The 15293-nt window shown below is 71.0% G+C and carries 16 protein-coding genes; 5 read left to right on the top strand and 11 right to left on the bottom strand.

The genetic code is table 11. The features are described from left to right. Window positions 1-15: 15 nt before the first annotated feature. The 6 genes from N5079_RS21725 to N5079_RS21750 form a co-directional block, all read right to left on the bottom strand. Window positions 16-993 (bottom strand): copper transporter, encoded by a 978-nt coding sequence (locus N5079_RS21725; RefSeq protein ID WP_261585789.1) that lies wholly within the window; start codon window positions 991-993, stop codon window positions 16-18. Then, complete coding sequence (steA, locus tag N5079_RS21730) at window positions 990-2186, bottom strand: putative cytokinetic ring protein SteA (RefSeq protein WP_261585790.1); 1197 nt, start codon at window positions 2184-2186, stop codon at window positions 990-992. Before steA ends, N5079_RS21725 begins: the two co-directional genes overlap by 4 nt. A 183-nt stretch (window positions 2187-2369) precedes the next feature. Next, window positions 2370-4088, bottom strand: a complete 1719-nt coding sequence (gene recN, locus N5079_RS21735) for a DNA repair protein RecN (protein ID WP_261585791.1) — start codon at window positions 4086-4088, stop codon at window positions 2370-2372. Window positions 4089-4291: 203 nt separating this feature from the next. After that, window positions 4292-5212, bottom strand: coding sequence for an NAD kinase (locus N5079_RS21740; protein ID WP_261585792.1), 921 nt, complete (start codon window positions 5210-5212; stop codon window positions 4292-4294). A gap of 155 nt (window positions 5213-5367) precedes the next feature. Continuing rightward, complete coding sequence (locus tag N5079_RS21745; RefSeq protein ID WP_315967876.1) at window positions 5368-6177, bottom strand: TlyA family RNA methyltransferase; 810 nt, start codon at window positions 6175-6177, stop codon at window positions 5368-5370. Window positions 6178-6277: 100 nt separating this feature from the next. Then, on the bottom strand, window positions 6278-6655 hold the full coding sequence (locus tag N5079_RS21750) for a hypothetical protein (protein ID WP_261585793.1): 378 nt from the start codon (window positions 6653-6655) through the stop codon (window positions 6278-6280). 522 nt (window positions 6656-7177) lie between these two features. On the opposite strand from N5079_RS21750, the gene N5079_RS21755 reads away from it, so the two are divergent. Continuing rightward, window positions 7178-7525 carry an SCP2 sterol-binding domain-containing protein gene (locus N5079_RS21755; protein ID WP_261585794.1) on the top strand — a complete coding sequence of 116 codons (348 nt, stop codon included), beginning with the start codon at window positions 7178-7180 and terminating at the stop codon, window positions 7523-7525. Between the two features lie 49 nt (window positions 7526-7574). On the opposite strand, the gene N5079_RS21760 is transcribed toward N5079_RS21755, so the two are convergent. Both N5079_RS21760 and N5079_RS21765 read right to left on the bottom strand, forming a co-directional pair. Further along, window positions 7575-8597 carry an HAD-IIA family hydrolase gene (locus N5079_RS21760; protein WP_261585795.1) on the bottom strand — a complete coding sequence of 341 codons (1023 nt, stop codon included), beginning with the start codon at window positions 8595-8597 and terminating at the stop codon, window positions 7575-7577. Next, a complete protein-coding gene (locus tag N5079_RS21765) occupies window positions 8594-9025 on the bottom strand; it encodes a tetratricopeptide repeat protein (protein ID WP_261585796.1) in 432 nt (143 codons plus the stop codon). The genes N5079_RS21760 and N5079_RS21765 overlap by 4 nt, the downstream gene beginning before the upstream one ends. A gap of 87 nt (window positions 9026-9112) precedes the next feature. Here N5079_RS21765 and N5079_RS21770 point away from each other — a divergent pair, with 87 nt between their 5' ends. Next, window positions 9113-10339 (top strand): DUF1015 domain-containing protein, encoded by a 1227-nt coding sequence (locus N5079_RS21770; RefSeq protein WP_261585797.1) that lies wholly within the window; start codon window positions 9113-9115, stop codon window positions 10337-10339. Here the strand turns inward: N5079_RS21770 and N5079_RS21775 are convergent. Together N5079_RS21775 and N5079_RS21780 are read right to left on the bottom strand one after the other, a co-directional pair. After that, window positions 10331-10477 (bottom strand): hypothetical protein, encoded by a 147-nt coding sequence (locus N5079_RS21775; RefSeq protein WP_261585798.1) that lies wholly within the window; start codon window positions 10475-10477, stop codon window positions 10331-10333. The genes N5079_RS21770 and N5079_RS21775 overlap by 9 nt on opposite strands. Window positions 10478-10488: 11 nt before the next feature. After that, window positions 10489-10911, bottom strand: coding sequence for a single-stranded DNA-binding protein (locus tag N5079_RS21780; RefSeq protein ID WP_261585799.1), 423 nt, complete (start codon window positions 10909-10911; stop codon window positions 10489-10491). A gap of 103 nt (window positions 10912-11014) precedes the next feature. On the opposite strand from N5079_RS21780, the gene N5079_RS21785 reads away from it, so the two are divergent. Beyond that, on the top strand, window positions 11015-11947 hold the full coding sequence (locus tag N5079_RS21785) for an MBL fold metallo-hydrolase (RefSeq protein ID WP_261585800.1): 933 nt from the start codon (window positions 11015-11017) through the stop codon (window positions 11945-11947). A 61-nt stretch (window positions 11948-12008) separates the two neighbouring features. Here N5079_RS21785 and N5079_RS21790 read toward each other — a convergent pair whose 3' ends face one another. Then, entirely contained in the window at window positions 12009-13262 is a 1254-nt protein-coding gene (locus tag N5079_RS21790; protein ID WP_261585801.1) for a hypothetical protein, read from the bottom strand. A 213-nt stretch (window positions 13263-13475) separates the two neighbouring features. Here N5079_RS21790 and N5079_RS21795 point away from each other — a divergent pair, with 213 nt between their 5' ends. Both N5079_RS21795 and N5079_RS21800 read left to right on the top strand, forming a co-directional pair. Next, a complete protein-coding gene (locus N5079_RS21795) occupies window positions 13476-13655 on the top strand; it encodes a hypothetical protein (protein WP_261585802.1) in 180 nt (59 codons plus the stop codon). Window positions 13656-13958: 303 nt separating this feature from the next. Next, the gene (locus tag N5079_RS21800) at window positions 13959-14399 is read left to right on the top strand and encodes a hypothetical protein (protein ID WP_261585803.1); all 441 of its coding nucleotides are present in this window, start codon (window positions 13959-13961) and stop codon (window positions 14397-14399) included. Window positions 14400-15293 lie beyond the last annotated feature (894 nt).

Raw genomic sequence — 15293 nt, forward strand, 5'->3', positions numbered from 1 at the left:
GACCGGCACGCGGGGTCAGCCGCGTGTCGACGCCGGGCTGGGGCTCGGGCTCGGGCTCGGGACCGCCGGTTCGAACGCCGTGGATCCACTGCCCACGCCGTACGCTCCGGAACGGCCGGTCAACTGCTCCCGCAGAGCGTAGACCACGACGATCCGGCCCGCGGCGAAATCGACGGTGTCGACGGTGGAGACGTTCGAGGCGGCCTCTCCGGTGTCGTGGAGGACCGAGATGGCGCCCCCCGCCGCCGAAGCGGTCGTCGTCCCGGCCAGGACGGTGCCAAGGTCCACGGAGTCGAGCCCGGCGGCCACCGACACGACGGCCGCCGTCTGCTTCTCGGCGTCCTCGCCCTCGTACGGCTGGGCGGGCGCGAGCACGATCGCCATCGTCGCGCGCTGCGCCGGGGTGCCGCTCACGGTCAGGAAGTCGCCGGCCTGAAAGGCGTCCAGCACTCCGGCGGCGACCGGGTTGGGCCGGCCGGCCTGGGTCCGGTCGCCGGTCACGATCGCGCTGGCGAGCATCGCCGCGGCCTTGTCGTACGGCGAGGCCCCGTCGGGGAACTTCGTCCCGATGGGCGCGAGCGTGCTGGCGAGCTGGTCGACCACAGCCGCCTGGTCGGCCGCCGTGAACTTCTCGGTAAGGCTCACCCGGCCCACGTAGGAGGCGCCGGCGCCGGTGACGAGCCTCTCGATCGGGTCGCGCAGGCTCGCCGACGCGCCGGGAGCCTCGACGAGCACGACCCGCTCCCCGGAGAGCTGCCCCCGGACAAGCTCCGGGGCGTGGGAGAAGACGAACGAGTTGTTGCCCTCCTCACGCGTCTGAAGCTCGGTGATTTTGCTGCGGTAGTCCTGGTTGGTCTGCCGAAGCGAGGCGGTCATCTCCTCCGCCGACTTGAAGAGCGGGCCCTCCAGCACGGTGCTGCCCAGCACGATGCCGACGGTGAGAGCGAGGAAGATCGCCACGATGGAGACGAGGTGATAGCGGAAATCGATCACGAGAAGAGTCCGACCAGCCAGAAGATGAAGCCGTTCCAGGCGTCGCGGAGGCCGTTGAGCCAGACCTTGCCGACCGGGGAGACGGAGAGGACCACGCCGATCGTGATCAGCGTGGTGGCGACGAGAAGCAGCAGGGAGCCCGTGGAGATGCGGCTGCGGTAGAGCCTGCTGACGCCCTTGGCGTCCACGAGTTTGCTCCCCACGCGGAGCCGGGTGAGGAAGGTGCTGGCCGCGCCCGACCGGCCCTTGTCGAGGAACTCGTCGAGCGTCCAGTGCGTGCCGACCGCGACGATCAGCGACGCGCCCTTGTCGTCGGCCAGCAGCATCGCGATGTCCTCGCTCGTGCCGGTCGCGGGGAAGACCACGGCCTCCTGGCCGAGCTGGTGGACGCGCTCGAGGCCGGGCGCGCGGCCGTCCCGGTAGGCGTGCACGACGAGCTCCGCGCCGCAGCGCAGCGCCTTCTCCGACACCGAGTCGAAGTCACCGACGATGAGGTCGGGCATGTAACCGGCCTCGATCAGGGCGTCCGCGCCGCCGTCGACACCGATGAGCACCGGGCGGTACTCCCGGATGTACGGCCTCAGCGTCGCGATGTCCTCCTTGTAGTGGTACCCCCGGACCACGATGAGGACGTGCCTGCCCTCCAGGCACGTCTTGATGTCGGGGACGCCGACGCCGTCGATGAGGAGATCACGCTCGCGCCGGACGTACTCCATCGTGTTGGCGACGAACGCCTCCATCTGGACGGCGAGCCCGGCCCTCGCCTCGGTCATCGCCGCGCCGATCGACTCGGCGGTCTGCGGCTCGCCCTTGCCTACCAGGTCCTCACCGAGGTAGACCATGCCCTCGTGGATCCGGACCACGTCGCCGTCCGAGACCCGCTCGAACAGCTCTGTCGTGGCGTTGTCGATCAGCGGGACGCCGGCGTCGAATAGAATCTGCGGCCCCAGGTTGGGATAGCGGCCGCTGATGCTGGCGGCCACGTTGACCACCGCCGCGGCACCGCACGCGACCAGTGCCTCCCCGCTGACCCGGTCGACGTCGACGTGGTCGATAATCGCGATTTCCCCGGCGTTGAGGCGCTTGGTGAGCCTCTTCGTCCGCCTGTCGATTCTCGCCACAGCCGTCACCCCGGGAAGGTCGTCCACCTTCCTGCGGCGGAGGCCCGCAACATTCAAGCTCGGGACCTTCATCGTCAACCATCCTGCCAGAGGCGGCGACCCCAATGGTCGCAGACCCCGAGGCGTGTCAGCTTTGTCACACATCGTCATGGGCGCCGACGTGCGCGATCCGGCCTCTGCTCCTCGCCTCGTCGCCCTACGTCGGCTCCCGGGAGCGCTCTGCCCCAATTGTCAGCGCGGTCACTCGTCAGCCGGTCATTCCGCGGCTTTGTCGGCGGCGGCGATGGACAGCAGCTCGGCCGCGTGGGCCCTGCCGAGCTCGGAGTCCTCCAGGCCGGCGAGCATCCGGGACAGCTCGCGCGCCCGGCCCTCCTGGTCGAGCGCGACCACGCCGCTGCGGACCACACTGCCATCGCTCGCCTTCTCGACGACCAGATGCTGGTCGGCGAAGGCCGCCACCTGCGGCAGGTGGGTGACGACGATGACCTGGGCCGTCCTGGCGAGCTTCGCCAGCCGCCTGCCGATCTCCACGGCCGCCTTGCCGCCCACGCCCGCGTCGACCTCGTCGAAGACGAACGTCGGGACGGGGTCGGCCCCCGCGAAGACCACCTCGATGGCCAGCATGACGCGGCTCAGCTCGCCTCCGGAGGCGCCCTTGGTGAGCGGTAGCGCGGGAGCCCCCGGGTGGGAGGACATCCGCAGCTCCACCTCGTCGAGGCCGTGCGGGCCGAAGTCGCCGCTTTGGGTGAGTGCCACACTGACCCGTGCATGCGGCATGGCGAGGGCGGTCAGCTCCCCGGTCACCGCATGGCCGAAGCGCTCCGCCGCCGCCGTCCGGATGGCCGTCAGCTCGGTGGCCAGCTCCTTCAGCCGCTCGGTGAGCTCGGCGTGCTCGCGCGTCAGCTCCTCGATCCGCTCGTCGTCGCCTTCGAGCTCGGTGAGCCGCTCCGCCGCCCGCTGCGCCCAGGCGAGCACGCCCGACACGTCCTCGCCGTACTTGCGCGCCAGGCCCGTGAGGAGCGACCTGCGTTCCTGGACGGCCGCCAGCCGGGCCGGGTCGGCCTCGACGGACTCGGCGTACGCGGCCAGCTCGGTCGCCACATCGGAGATCAGGTAACCGGCCTCCGCGAGCCGCTCGGCCAGGCCGGCGAGCGCGGGGTCGAACTCCCGCACCGCCTCGACCGCCGACTTGGCCTGCCCGACCAGGGACACCGCGTCGTGTACGGCCTCCACGCTCGACATGGGGTCGCCGAGAAGGGCCGTGTGGGCGGTCGTGGCGGCGGTCCGCAGCGCGTCGGCGTGGGAGAGGCGCTCGGCCTCCTCCTTGAGCTCGGCGTCCTCACCGGCCTTCGGCTCGGCCTTCTCGATCTCCTCCAGGCCGAACCGGAGGACGTCGGCCTCCTGTGCCCGCTCCCTCGCCTTGACCGTCAGCTCGTGGAGCAGGTCTCCGACCTGCTTGTGCCGCTTGTACGCCTGCTCGTAGGCCCTGAGGGGTTTGATGAGGTCGTCCCCGGCGTAGCGGTCGAGCGCGGCGCGCTGGCGGCCCGGCTGGAGCAGCCGCTGCTGGTCCATCTGCCCGTGCACCGCGACAAGGTCGTCGGCGATGTAGGTGAGCGTCCCGACCGGCACGGTGCGCCCGCCGAGCCAGGCGCGTGAGCGTCCTTCCGACGAAACCGTCCGCGAGATGATGAGCTCGCCGTCCTCGGCCTCGCCGCCGACGTCCGCGACCTGCTGGGCCACCCTTCCGCCGGGCTCGATGACGAGCGTCCCCTCAACGGTGGCCTTGTCGGCCCCCGGCCGGACCCTCGCCGGATCGGCCCGGCCGCCGAACAGCAGGCCAAGGCCCGTGACGACCATCGTCTTGCCCGCACCGGTCTCACCCGTGACGACGGTGAACCCCGGTGACAGCTCCAGAACGGCTTCGTCGATCACGCCGAGCCCCTGGATGCGGACCTCCTCGACCCTTGGCCGCACTGGTCCCTCCGTTTCGCCGACCTGTCTTCGCCAACCGATCCCGCGAGAGATCCTACGCGCAACTCGTCAAGATTTTCGAGGAGCACGACTTCGCATCGGCAGGGGCATGGGGACGGACATCGAGGCGGACAAGAGCGTCAGGCCTGCTGGAATACGGACGTAACCCTCATCAGACCACCGGTCCGCCCTGCCTTCAGCCGGAGCTACTGGGACCGGACACGGCCGCGCCACCCCTCCACCGGCAGGCCGAACTTGGCGACCAGCCGGTCGGTGAACGGCGCGCCCGTCGTTTCCACGCCGAGCAGGCGTGCCAGCCGTACCGGGACGCCGGCCCTCCGGACCTCGACCCGCGCCCCCGGCGGCAGGTCGAAGCGGCGGCGGCCGTCGCACCACAGCAGCCCGGCGCCGGTGCCGGGGAGGATCTCGACCGCGAGCGTCGAGCGGGGAGAGACGACCATCGGCCTGGCGAACAGGGCGTGGGCGCTGTTCGGCACGAGCAGCAGCGCCTCGACCTCCGGCCATACGACCGGTCCCCCGGCCGAGAACGCGTACGCCGTGGAACCGGTCGGCGTCGCGCAGATCACGCCGTCGCAGCCCCACCGGGACAGCGGGCGGCCGTCGATCTCGGCGACCACCTCCAGCATGCGGTCGACCTTCTCGACCGACGCCTCGTTGAGCGCCCAGGTGCACGCCAGGGTGGCGCCGTTCAGCCGGACGAGGACCTCGATCGTCATCCGCTCCTCGACGTCGTAGCGGCCCTCGACCACCTTGTCCACGACCGAGCCGAGGTCCTCGACCTCCGCCTCGGCGAGGAAGCCGACATGGCCGAGGTTGACGCCGAGCAGCGGCACACCGGCCGGGCGGGCCAGCTCGGCGGCGCGGAGCAGCGTCCCGTCCCCGCCGAGGACGATGATCAGCTCCGCCTCGTCGATGGCCTCAGGGCTCTCCGGGACCACCTCGGCGCCCGGGCAGCCCATCTCCTCCGCCTCGGTGTCGAGCACGCGCACGTTGAGACCGGCGGCGATCAGGCGGTTCATCACCAGACGGGCGCTCTCAACGGCCGCCTCCCGGCCGGTGTGCGCCGTGACCACGACCGTCCGCTTCGCACTCGCCCGGTCGTTCACACGGTCGTTCCGGGGGTCACTCGCCGGGTCACTTAGGGGGTCACTTAGGGGGTCACTTAGGGGGTCACTCGCGGGGTCATTCGCATGCCCGTTCACGGGGTCGTTCACCGTCTCCTCGCCGTCCACGCCGCCACCACCCTCATCCACGCCATGTGTCATTGGGGCCCCTCCGTCACCGCCCGCTCGATGGCCGCCTCCACGTCGGGAACCGGGTCGTGTCCTGGCCCTTTCCCCAGCCACAGGACGTATTCCACGTTGCCGGACGGTCCCGGCAACGGGCTCGCCGTAACGCCCTTCACCGTGAGTCCGAGGGCTTGAGCCGCCGCCGCGACATCCCGTACGGCTTCCGCCCGCAGAGCGGGATCCCGCACGACGCCCCCCGAGCCGACGCGGTCCTTGCCCACCTCGAACTGCGGCTTGACCAGCATGGCGAAGTCCGCGATCTCCGCCGCGCAGCCGGTCAGCGCGGGAAGGACCAGGCGGAGCGAGATGAAGGACAGGTCGCCGACGATCAGCGTCGGCGGCTCGCCGACCATGTCCGGGGTCAGGTCGCGGACGTTCACCCGCTCCATCACCGTGACCCGCTCGTCGGTGCGCAGAGACCAGGCGAGCTGGCCGTACCCGACGTCGACGGCGAGAACGTGCGCCGCGCCGCGTCTGAGGAGGACATCGGTGAAGCCGCCGGTCGAGGCGCCCGCGTCCAGGCACCGGCGGCCCTCGACCGTGAGGCCCTTGAAGGCGTCCAGCGCGCCCAGGAGCTTGTGCGCCCCGCGGGAGACGTAATCCGGGCCGTCGGCCGCTTCGGCGACGACTATGGCGGCCGCCGTGTCGACCTGGGTCGCGGCCTTGCCCGCCACCTGGCCCCCGACGGACACGCGGCCCGCCTCGATGAGCTGGGCCGCCTGCTCCCGGGAGCGCGCGAGCCCCCGGCGGACGAGTTCGCTGTCCAGACGCACTCGCTTCACCGGCCCCACCACCCGCCCGCAGACGCTCGATCTCTCCATCCGTCCCCGCCCCGGCCCGGCCGGGCTCGGTTCCCGGAGGCTGACGTGGCGGTGCGTACGGTCACTGCCGGGGGTCCGTGACGGGCTCGTCCACCGATGCGAGGACCGCCTCCAGGCCGGTGAGGACGCCCTCGAACACACCGACGTGCTCGGCGACGGGCGTCTCGTTCAACCTCCCAAGAAGTGAGAGTGCGGCTTCCACACCGGCTCCGTCGCTCCGGCCATCGCTTGGGATGCCCTCGTCTTGAACGGCATGGCCGCCCGTGGGCCCGGCATCGCCTGCCGCACGGCCGCCCGGCGCGGCGGGCTCCGCGACGGCATGCCCCTCGGACGCCCCGGCCTCCGCGACGGCACGGCCGGCTGGGGCTCCGGGGTCGTCGGCGGCGCGCTCAGCCAGGAGCGCGAGCCACGCCGGCGGTTTGCTACCGGTCTCCGTCATCGTTCCCCCTCCGTTGAACCCCGTCTCGGTGGGCCCCCGTCTGTCGGTGGGCCCCTGTCTCTCGGTGGGCCCCTGTCTCGTGAGCCCACGTCATGGATTCCGGCCGTGCCCATCGTCCTGCCCTATCGTGCCAGCCGCACCGACCGCGGAGCGCCAGGAACGCCTCGTGGCCGTGCGGTCTCTGCCGCATTGCGAACCCCAGTGCGCTACCCGCGCCACACGGTGCGCCGACGCTCACCACTCACGCTGACCATCTGTGTAAGCTGGTCGCGGTTCGTCCTGCCGACGGCGGAGAGTCCGGCTGTCCAACGCCGTCCGGCCGGGGAACCGAGCGATGCCGCTCCCACCGGCTCGTGAGCTCGGTCCAGGCCGGTCGCGATCCACACAGCCCCGTAGTCATCGAACACCGCGCGGCCCTGCTTCGCCACGCACACGCGCTGGATCGTGCGCGGCGGCCCATGCGGAACGTTACCGTCCCTAGGTAGAGGGCATCTGAGTGGTCCACGGAAGAGAGGGAGACGCATGGCGACCGTCGACGAGTGCCGGGTGGCGCTGGAGAAGCTCGTCGAGCAGTTCGGCGAGATCAGCGCGGAGGATCGTGCCAGGCACGTGGTCGAGCGCAGGCTGGCCTGCCACATCTCCGATCTCGGCGTGACCTTCTACGGCCGCATCCACCGCGACGGGCTCGACCCCTTCAAGGAGGTCCCCCCGGAGGACGGCCGCCCCGCGGAGGTCAAGATCACGATCGCCGGTGAGGACCTGATCTCGATGGTCAACGGCGAGCTCGACATGGGCCGCGCCCTTTTCGGAGGCCGCGTCAAGATCGACGCCAGCCTCGGCGACCTCCTCCGGTTGCGCAAGCTCCTCTGACCCGCCGGTGGCGCGTGCTCCTCTGGATCCGCGTCTCCGCCTGGCGACCTCAGATTCCGAGGCTCGCGAGCGCGGGTTTGACGGCGTCCTCATCGGCGTGGCCGTCTCCCACCGCCTCCCAGGTGGCGGCGCATGCGGCCCGCAGCCCGTCCACGGGGTCGCCGTCACCCACCAGGCCGAGATGCCCGTTCTCCCAGGTGGCCGTCCAGCCCCGGCAGGTCCACCCCGTGGCGTTCCGCCGTACATCGGCCACCGGCGCGTGCAGGCCCGACAGGTCGGCGGCGATGTGCGTGGGCCGGTGGCGCGGGGCGGCCGTCAGCAGGTCGAGAGGGCCGGTCACTCCGGTGAGGACCAGCAGGCTGTCCACTCCGGCGCTGGTGGCGCCCTCGATGTCGGTGTCCAGACGGTCGCCGACGATGAGCGGCCGCTCGGCCTCGGTGCGGATCATCGACTCGCGATGCAGGGGCGGCTGAGGCTTTCCGGCCACCACGGGCTCGACTCCGGTCGCTGTGGCGATGACCCGGCTCATGGACCCGTTTCCCGGTAGCTCACCGCGTTTCGTGGGCATCGTGGTGTCGGCGTTCGCGGCCACGAACCACGCGCCCTGCCGTACGGCGAGCGCCCCCTCGCTGAGCAGTTCGTAGGACATCCTGTCCCAGATGCCCTGGACGACCGCCGCCGGAGCGTCGAGAGAACTCGTGACAGGGCGGAGGCCGTGGGTCCGCAGGGCGGCGCGCAGGCCCATGCCTCCCACGACCAGTACGGCGGAGCCCGGTGGGACGTGCTCGGCCACGAGGCGGGCGGCCGCCTGCGCGGATGTCACGACATCGTCGGCAGCGGCGGATACACCCAGATGGGTCAGGTGCTCCGCGATGGCCCCTGGCGTGCGGGACGCGTTGTTGGTGACGAACGCCAGCCGTACGCCCAGGTCGCGAGCCCGCTGCAGCGCCTCGGGGGCATTCGTGACCGCGTGATCGCCGAGGTAGACGACACCGTCGAGGTCGAGGAGGAGAGTGTCGTAGGACTCGATCACAGCGGGCGCCCCCGATGCGGCGCCTCCGACCCGGGTCATGCCCGCCTCGCCCGCAGCGTCGCCCGGACCTGCGTGAGGGCCGACACGTAGTGGCGCAGGTCGGGCCGCATGGCGACGGCCATGGCGAGCGGCTCCTGGGCGGCCTCGATGTCGCCGGTCCGCCACAGGGCCATGCCGAGGCCGAAATAGGCGTAGTCCTCGGCCGGGTTGGCCTCCACGATCAATTTGAAGCTTCCGGCGGCCTCGGAGTATCGCCGGGAGTTGAACTGGGCGCGGGCCAGGGCCTCACGGATGCTGCGCGACTCGGGCTCCGCCTCCGCGGCCCGCTCCAGGAGGGCCGCCGCGGCCGCCGGACTGCCCTCCTGCAGAAGCTTCACGCCACGCTGGAACCACTCGTACACGTCCCCGGCCGGACCGCCGGACGGATACTCCGCTGAATCGAACGCTCCGTTCCGCTCCTGAATCATGGGGAAAGGCCTTCCTGCACTCCGATTTCATGACGAACCGGGCACCGCAGCGTCGGGGAGTCCGGGCCTTATGGCAACATGCCCGGTATGGAGAGTTCTGAACGGACGGGACTGATGCTACGTCCGTTCCACGGCGTGCGATTCGCGATCGACGATCTCGCCGCGGTCACCTCGCCGCCCTACGACCTCGTCTCCCCCGATGAACTGCGCGATCTGCTCGGTCGTCATGCGAACAACGTGGCGCGCCTGATCCTTCCCGGCGTGAGCCATTACGCCGACGCCCGTGAGCTGCTGGTCCGATGGCTCGGGTCCGGCGTGCTGACCGTGGACAGCCCACCAGGACTGTACGTCTACGAGCAGAGCGGGGCCGGATTCCTGCAAAGAGGCCTCATCGGCGCCGTCGGGGTCGGGACCGCCTCGATCCTGCCCCACGAGGACGTCATGCCCGGCCCCGTCGCCGACCGGCTCGCCCTCATGCGGGCGACCGAGGCCAACCTGGAGCCGATCTTCCTGCTTTATGAAGGCGGCGGAACGGCATCGCGCCTGGTCGACGACGTGGCGACCCAGGGATTCCCGCTCCTCGACATCCGGACCTCCGACGGAGTCCGGCACCGGCTCTGGGCGGTGACCGACCCCGTCGAGATCGCCGCCGTGGGCGAGGACCTGCGCGACCGGCGGGCACTGATCGCCGACGGCCACCACCGTTACGCCACCTATGAGGCGCTGCGGCGAGACCATCCCGGACCCGGCCCATGGGACTACGGGCTCGCCTTCCTGGTCGACTCCCTCGCGTACCCGCCTGACCTGAAGGCGATCCACCGGGTGATCCCCGGCCTTTCCCTGGAGGAGGCGGCCGCCAGGGCCAAGGGAGCCTGGCAGGTCCACGAGTTCAGCGTGCTGGAAGACGCCCTGGCGGGCCTCGCCACGGCGACCGGGCCCGCGTTCGTGCTGGCCGGGGATGGCCCGGCCCATCTGCTCACCGACCCCGACCCTCTGCAGGTCGGGCGCGCCATGCCCGCCGGCCGGTCGGCCCGCTGGCGGTCGCTGGACACCTCGATCCTCACCGCGTTCCTGCTGCCGAGGGTGTGGGGCATCGAGGACAGCGAGCAGGCGGTGCTGGTGGTGCACCACGATCCCCTCGCGGCGGTACGGCTCGCGCGGCAGCACGGGGGGACGGCGGTGCTGCTCAATCCGCTGTTGACGGAGGATGTTCTGGCGGTCGCGGCTGAGGGCGAACGGGTGCCGCGCAAGTCCACCTCGTTCGGCCCCAAGCCGCGAACCGGCCTGGTCATGCGCACCTTCGCATCAGACTGATCGGCTTCGGATCTCGTCCAGAATTTCTTGGATCATCCCGACGAGCGCCTTGTGCCGCACGTCCGCGATCCTTGCCTGCTCGGTGACCCTGTGATCGGGCTCGTCCAAGGTGCCGACCCCATCGCCGATGTCGGCCATGGTCATTGACCTTACCCTTCGCCGTCGGCTGGTGCCGTTGTGTCAGCTGAACGACCATCCGTGGCGGAGTCGTCTTCTCCCGTGGGTGGGTCTCCCTCGGTGGGGCGGTCACCCTCTGGGGCCGGGAACGGCCCCTCTTCGAGACGGCGGGCCGTACGGACCTCGACCTCGTAGCGGCTGCCGCCGCGCCACCAGCGGCGGCGCAAGGCGCCTTCGACCTCGACGACGTCGTCGAGCCGCCAGTCGGTCACCATGTCGCGCACTTCGTCGTCGAAGGTGGCGCATTCGATCGCGTCAGACCGCTGGTAGCCCGGATGGTCCGGTGGCCGCCGGACGGCGAGCCGCCACTGCGTGAGCAGGCTGCCACTCGGCAATTCCCTGTCGGCGGGCTCCATGGACAGCCGGCCGACCAGCGACACCTGGTTGAGGTGCATGTGATCCCCTCTCTCGTGGGAGATCACTGTCGGTCATTAGGCTGAGGCGTCGATGGCCTGAATGACATTCTGTGGATTCCGGTTCTAGTTTCTGGGGTGCCCTGTGGACAACGTGACACCGCTCGGCGGCGACGTGTACGAGATCGACACCCGGATGGCCGGCTATTCGGGCATCACCGCGGGTTACCTCATCCTGGGCGACCGGCCGTGTCTGGTCGAGACGGGGACCTCGACGTCGGCCCCTGTCGTGCGAGACGCCCTCACGTCGCTCGGGGTCGGGCCGGGCGACCTGGCGACGGTCGTCGTGACGCACATCCATCTCGACCACGCCGGCGGGGTCGGCGACATAGCGGGCTTCTATCCGTCGGCCGAGATCGTCGTGCACGAAAAAGGCGCCCGGCATCTCGCCGACCCGTCACGTCTCATGGCCAGCGCGAAGCTGGTCTGGGGTGACAAGCTCGACGTGCTGTTCGGAACGCTCGCCCCCACTGACGCGGCCCGCATCCGGGCGCTCGGGGACGTCGGAGCGGTCGACCTCGGCAACGGTCGCACGTTGTCGAGCCACTACTCCCCTGGCCACGCCAAGCACCACGTCGGCCTGCTGGACTCCCTGACGGGAGATCTCTACGTGGGCGACGCGGCGGGCGTGTACCTGCCGGAGACGGGCGACCTGCGCCCCGCCAGCCCGCCACCGGACTTCGACCTCGGTGTGGCCCTCGAATCGATCGCCCTGTTCGAGGCGCTCGCGCCGCAGCGACTACTTTTCAGCCATTACGGTCCGGTCGAGGACGTGCGGCCGACCCTCGAACGGTCTGCGGAGGAGCTCAAGATCTGGGTCGACCTCACCAAGCAGGCCCGGGCGGACGGTCTCGACCTCGACCACGCGGTGGCCATGGTTCGTGAACGCACACGCGAACGCTATGCGGCCCTGCAGGCCGGCGGGGCGGCCGCCGATCGTTTCGAACTGCTGAGCGGCGCCCCGTCGAACGTCGCCGGCATCATGCACTGGCTCGACCGCACACCCCCCGCGTCGTGATGCCGAAGCGCCGCCGCTCGCGATCGGTCATCACGAGCGGCGGCGCCTGGCCGTACGGATCTCAGGGTTGGTGCTTCGTGCGATCCTCCGAGTCGTCGGGATCGTCGTCGAGCACGTCACCGAAATTGGGCTCGATGAAGGCCGGGCCGAACGTCGTCACTTCGCCCTTGGGGTCCTTGGGGTCGTTGGTGTGCCCGGTGTCCTTGGGGGCGGCCGACGACTCTGCCAGCGCGTCTTCCGCCGGCTTCGCGGTTTCCCCGCCGGCTGCGGGGGCTACGGCCTGCGGCTGGTCCGTCCCAGTGGGGCCCCGGTCCTGCCCTCCGGCCCGCCGATCGCTGCCCGCTTCGGCGCTGAGGATGTCTCCCTCATCGGCCGCACCAGTCAGCGCGTCGGTGGCGTCAGGCTCCCCCGTTGTGGCGCCGGCACTCGCTCCGGCCACGGCGCCCTCGCGAACGCCCGCGTCCGCGTCGACACCGGCGTCCTCAAGATCGACATGCTCGAGGTCAGTGTCCTCAAGGTCAGTGTCCTCAAGGTCGGTGTCCTCAAGCTCATCGTCGTCGGGCTCAGCGTCGAGCTGTTCCGACAGGCTATCGACGATCTTCGCGGCCTGCTCGTCGCCGAGGTCGCCGGTGATGTCGTCAAGGTCGCCGTCGACATCCTCGAAGTCCTCGACGTCTTCGTCGAAGTCCTCTTCGAGGTCCTCGATGACGGCGCCCGTCAGTTCGGCGTAGCGCTCAGCCGCGTCGGTCTCGCCGTCCTCGTCGAACGCCATCGCGCGGGCGAACCAGTCGGTCGCCGCAGCCTCATGACCAGCCTCGGCCAGGGCGTCCGCGTAGGCGAACGCCAGGCGCGCGGACCACGGCTTGGGCTGCGGATCCCGAAGCTCGGGTACGCGCTGGAGCGTGATGACAGCCGCGTCGTGCTGGCCCAGGTCGCGGCGGGCACCGGACTCCACGATGGCGAGCTCGATCTTGCCGGCCCGGTCGAGGCGCTCGGCCTCGCGCGAACGGATGAGGTCCAACGCCCGCTCGGGACGGCCCAGGCCGCGCTCGCAGTCCGCCATGATCGGCAGGTAGGCGTCAGAGCCGGTCATCCGCCTCGCCGCCCGGAGATCGCCGAGCGCCTCGGCGTACTGCCCCGCGCGGTAGGCCGCGATCCCGCTGGCCTCCCTGACGACGCCGATCCTGCCGGCGAAGCGCCGGGCCACCTTCGCGTGCTCGTAGGCGCGCTCGGGCTCGTCAGCGCTCAGCGCGCGAGCGGCCGCCACGAGATGCTGGGCCACCAGGTCGGCGAGGTCGTTGGGGAGAGAACGCAACTCGGCGCGCGCCTCACGGTCCAGCTCGTCGGGCGTGATGTCGGCCTCGAGTTCGGGTAGCTCCTCGCGCTGCCTCGGCTCCTCCGGCTTGCCATATCGCGTCCGGCTGCCCGGCTGCTCGTCTCGGCTGAAGGGCCTCGGGCCCCCTCTGTCCTCACGGTCGCCGAAGGGACGCTGCGGGCGCTCCCGCTGCCCGGGCTCACGCTCAGGTCCTTGGAAGGGACGCGGACCACGGTCGTTCTCACGGTCGGGGCGACCGCCTTCCCGGCCGCGGAACGCGCCGGTGTCACGGGCGTCGCCGCGCTCTTCGCGGTCGCGAGAGCCATACCGCCCGCCGAAACCGCCGCCACCCTGCCTCGGCGGCCGGCCACCACGGTCGTCCCGATCGCGTGAGCCGTACCCGCCACGAGACCCATCGCGATCACTGAACGGTCGCGGTGACCTGTCGCGGGGGGCATCGCGATCGCCATACGCCCGCTGGGGGCGGTCACCCGCTCGGTCACGGTCTCCATATACACGCTGGGGGCGATCGCCTCCGCGGTCTCCGTACGAACGCTGGGGACGGTCACCCGCTCGGTCACGGTCTCCGTACGAACGCTGGGGGCGATCCCCACCGCGGAATCCATCCCGGTCTCCGTAGGGACGCTGCGGGCGATCGGCGCCCGGCGGCCTGCCCTCGCCTCGATCACCTGGCGAATGGTCGCGAGGCGGGCGGCTGTCGCGATAGCCGTCACGGTTCGGACCGGCGTCGCGGTCGCGAGGGGGGCGGCTGTCGCGGCCGCCACGATCATCACGGTTCTGGAAGGGACGACCGCCGCGGTCGTCGCGGTCGCGAGAGCCGTACCGGCCGCCGAAGCCACCGCCCCCCTGACGCGGCGGGCGGTCGCCGAAGCCTTCACGACGGCCTCCGTCGCGACCACCATCACGGCCACCGTCTCGGGCACCCGAGAACCCGCGCCCCGCTTCACGATCACCGGAGAAACCACGCGCGCCGTCACGGCCTCCCTGGAAGCCACGTCCTCCGTCGCGACCGCCGGCGAACCCACCGGAGGAACCACGGCCCCCATCACGGGGCGGGCGAGTGCCGCGATCATCGGATCGGAACGGGCGGCCACCCCGGTCGTCGCGTTCTCGTGAGCCGGATCCGCCCCGCGAAGCCTCGCGGTCGCCGTAGGAGCGTTGCGGGCGGTCTCCGCCCCGCGAAGCCTCGCGGTCGCCGTAGGAGCGTTGCGGGCGGTCTCCGCCTCGGAAACCGTCCCGGTCCCCGTAAGGGCGCTGCGGACGATCGCCTCCGCGGAACGAGTCACGGTCACTGAAGGAACGCTGCGGGCGGTCTCCGCCACGGGCGGCGTCACGATCACCGTAGGAGCGGCCGCCGCCCCGCTCGTCGCGGTCCCGGGAACCATACCGGCCGGCAGGACCACTGTCCCGGTCGCGGAATCCGCCACGCCTGTCGGAACGGAACGAGCGCTCGCCACGATCGCGGTCTCCCGGAGGGCCCTGCCGCCGCTCCGCGTCGCGGCCACCGAAGCCGCCGCGTCCTCCATCTCCGCGGAAGCCTCCGGCGCGCTCGCCCCGGTCCCTGCTCTCTTCGCGGTTGTCTTCGCCACGGCCCGCGCCGTCACGCCCGTCTTCTCTGTTCACTTCTGTCCTCTGTTGCTCGCTCGCCGCGTACGGCGCTGCGCCCGGTCCGCTGACCGCGATGCTGGTTGTGCCCGATCATGCCGAACGGCGCAGGATTGCCCGTTATCGGCTCATGGACGGGGAGACCAGGTGACTGCCCTAGGTCCGCTGAGACCACATTGTGTGCCGTAGCCTTCGCTCCTCGCCTAACGCGACGAAGGCCACCCGTGGTGGGGGTGGCCCGGCCGCTCCAGCCTAGCGCCCCGGAGTCGATGCGCGCGCCCAAGCGGTAACTTCCGAGATCGGCTTCGAGATCCCGGCCGCCCTGCGCCTCTTGGGCGGGAAATCCCTCGAACTAGCCCCGGAAATAGAGAAAGCCACCCCGGCTGGGATGGCTTCCTCAAAAAG

Source organism: Planotetraspora sp. A-T 1434, assembly GCF_025420585.1.
In the GTDB taxonomy this organism is placed as follows: Bacteria; Actinomycetota; Actinomycetes; order Streptosporangiales; family Streptosporangiaceae; genus JAOEGB01.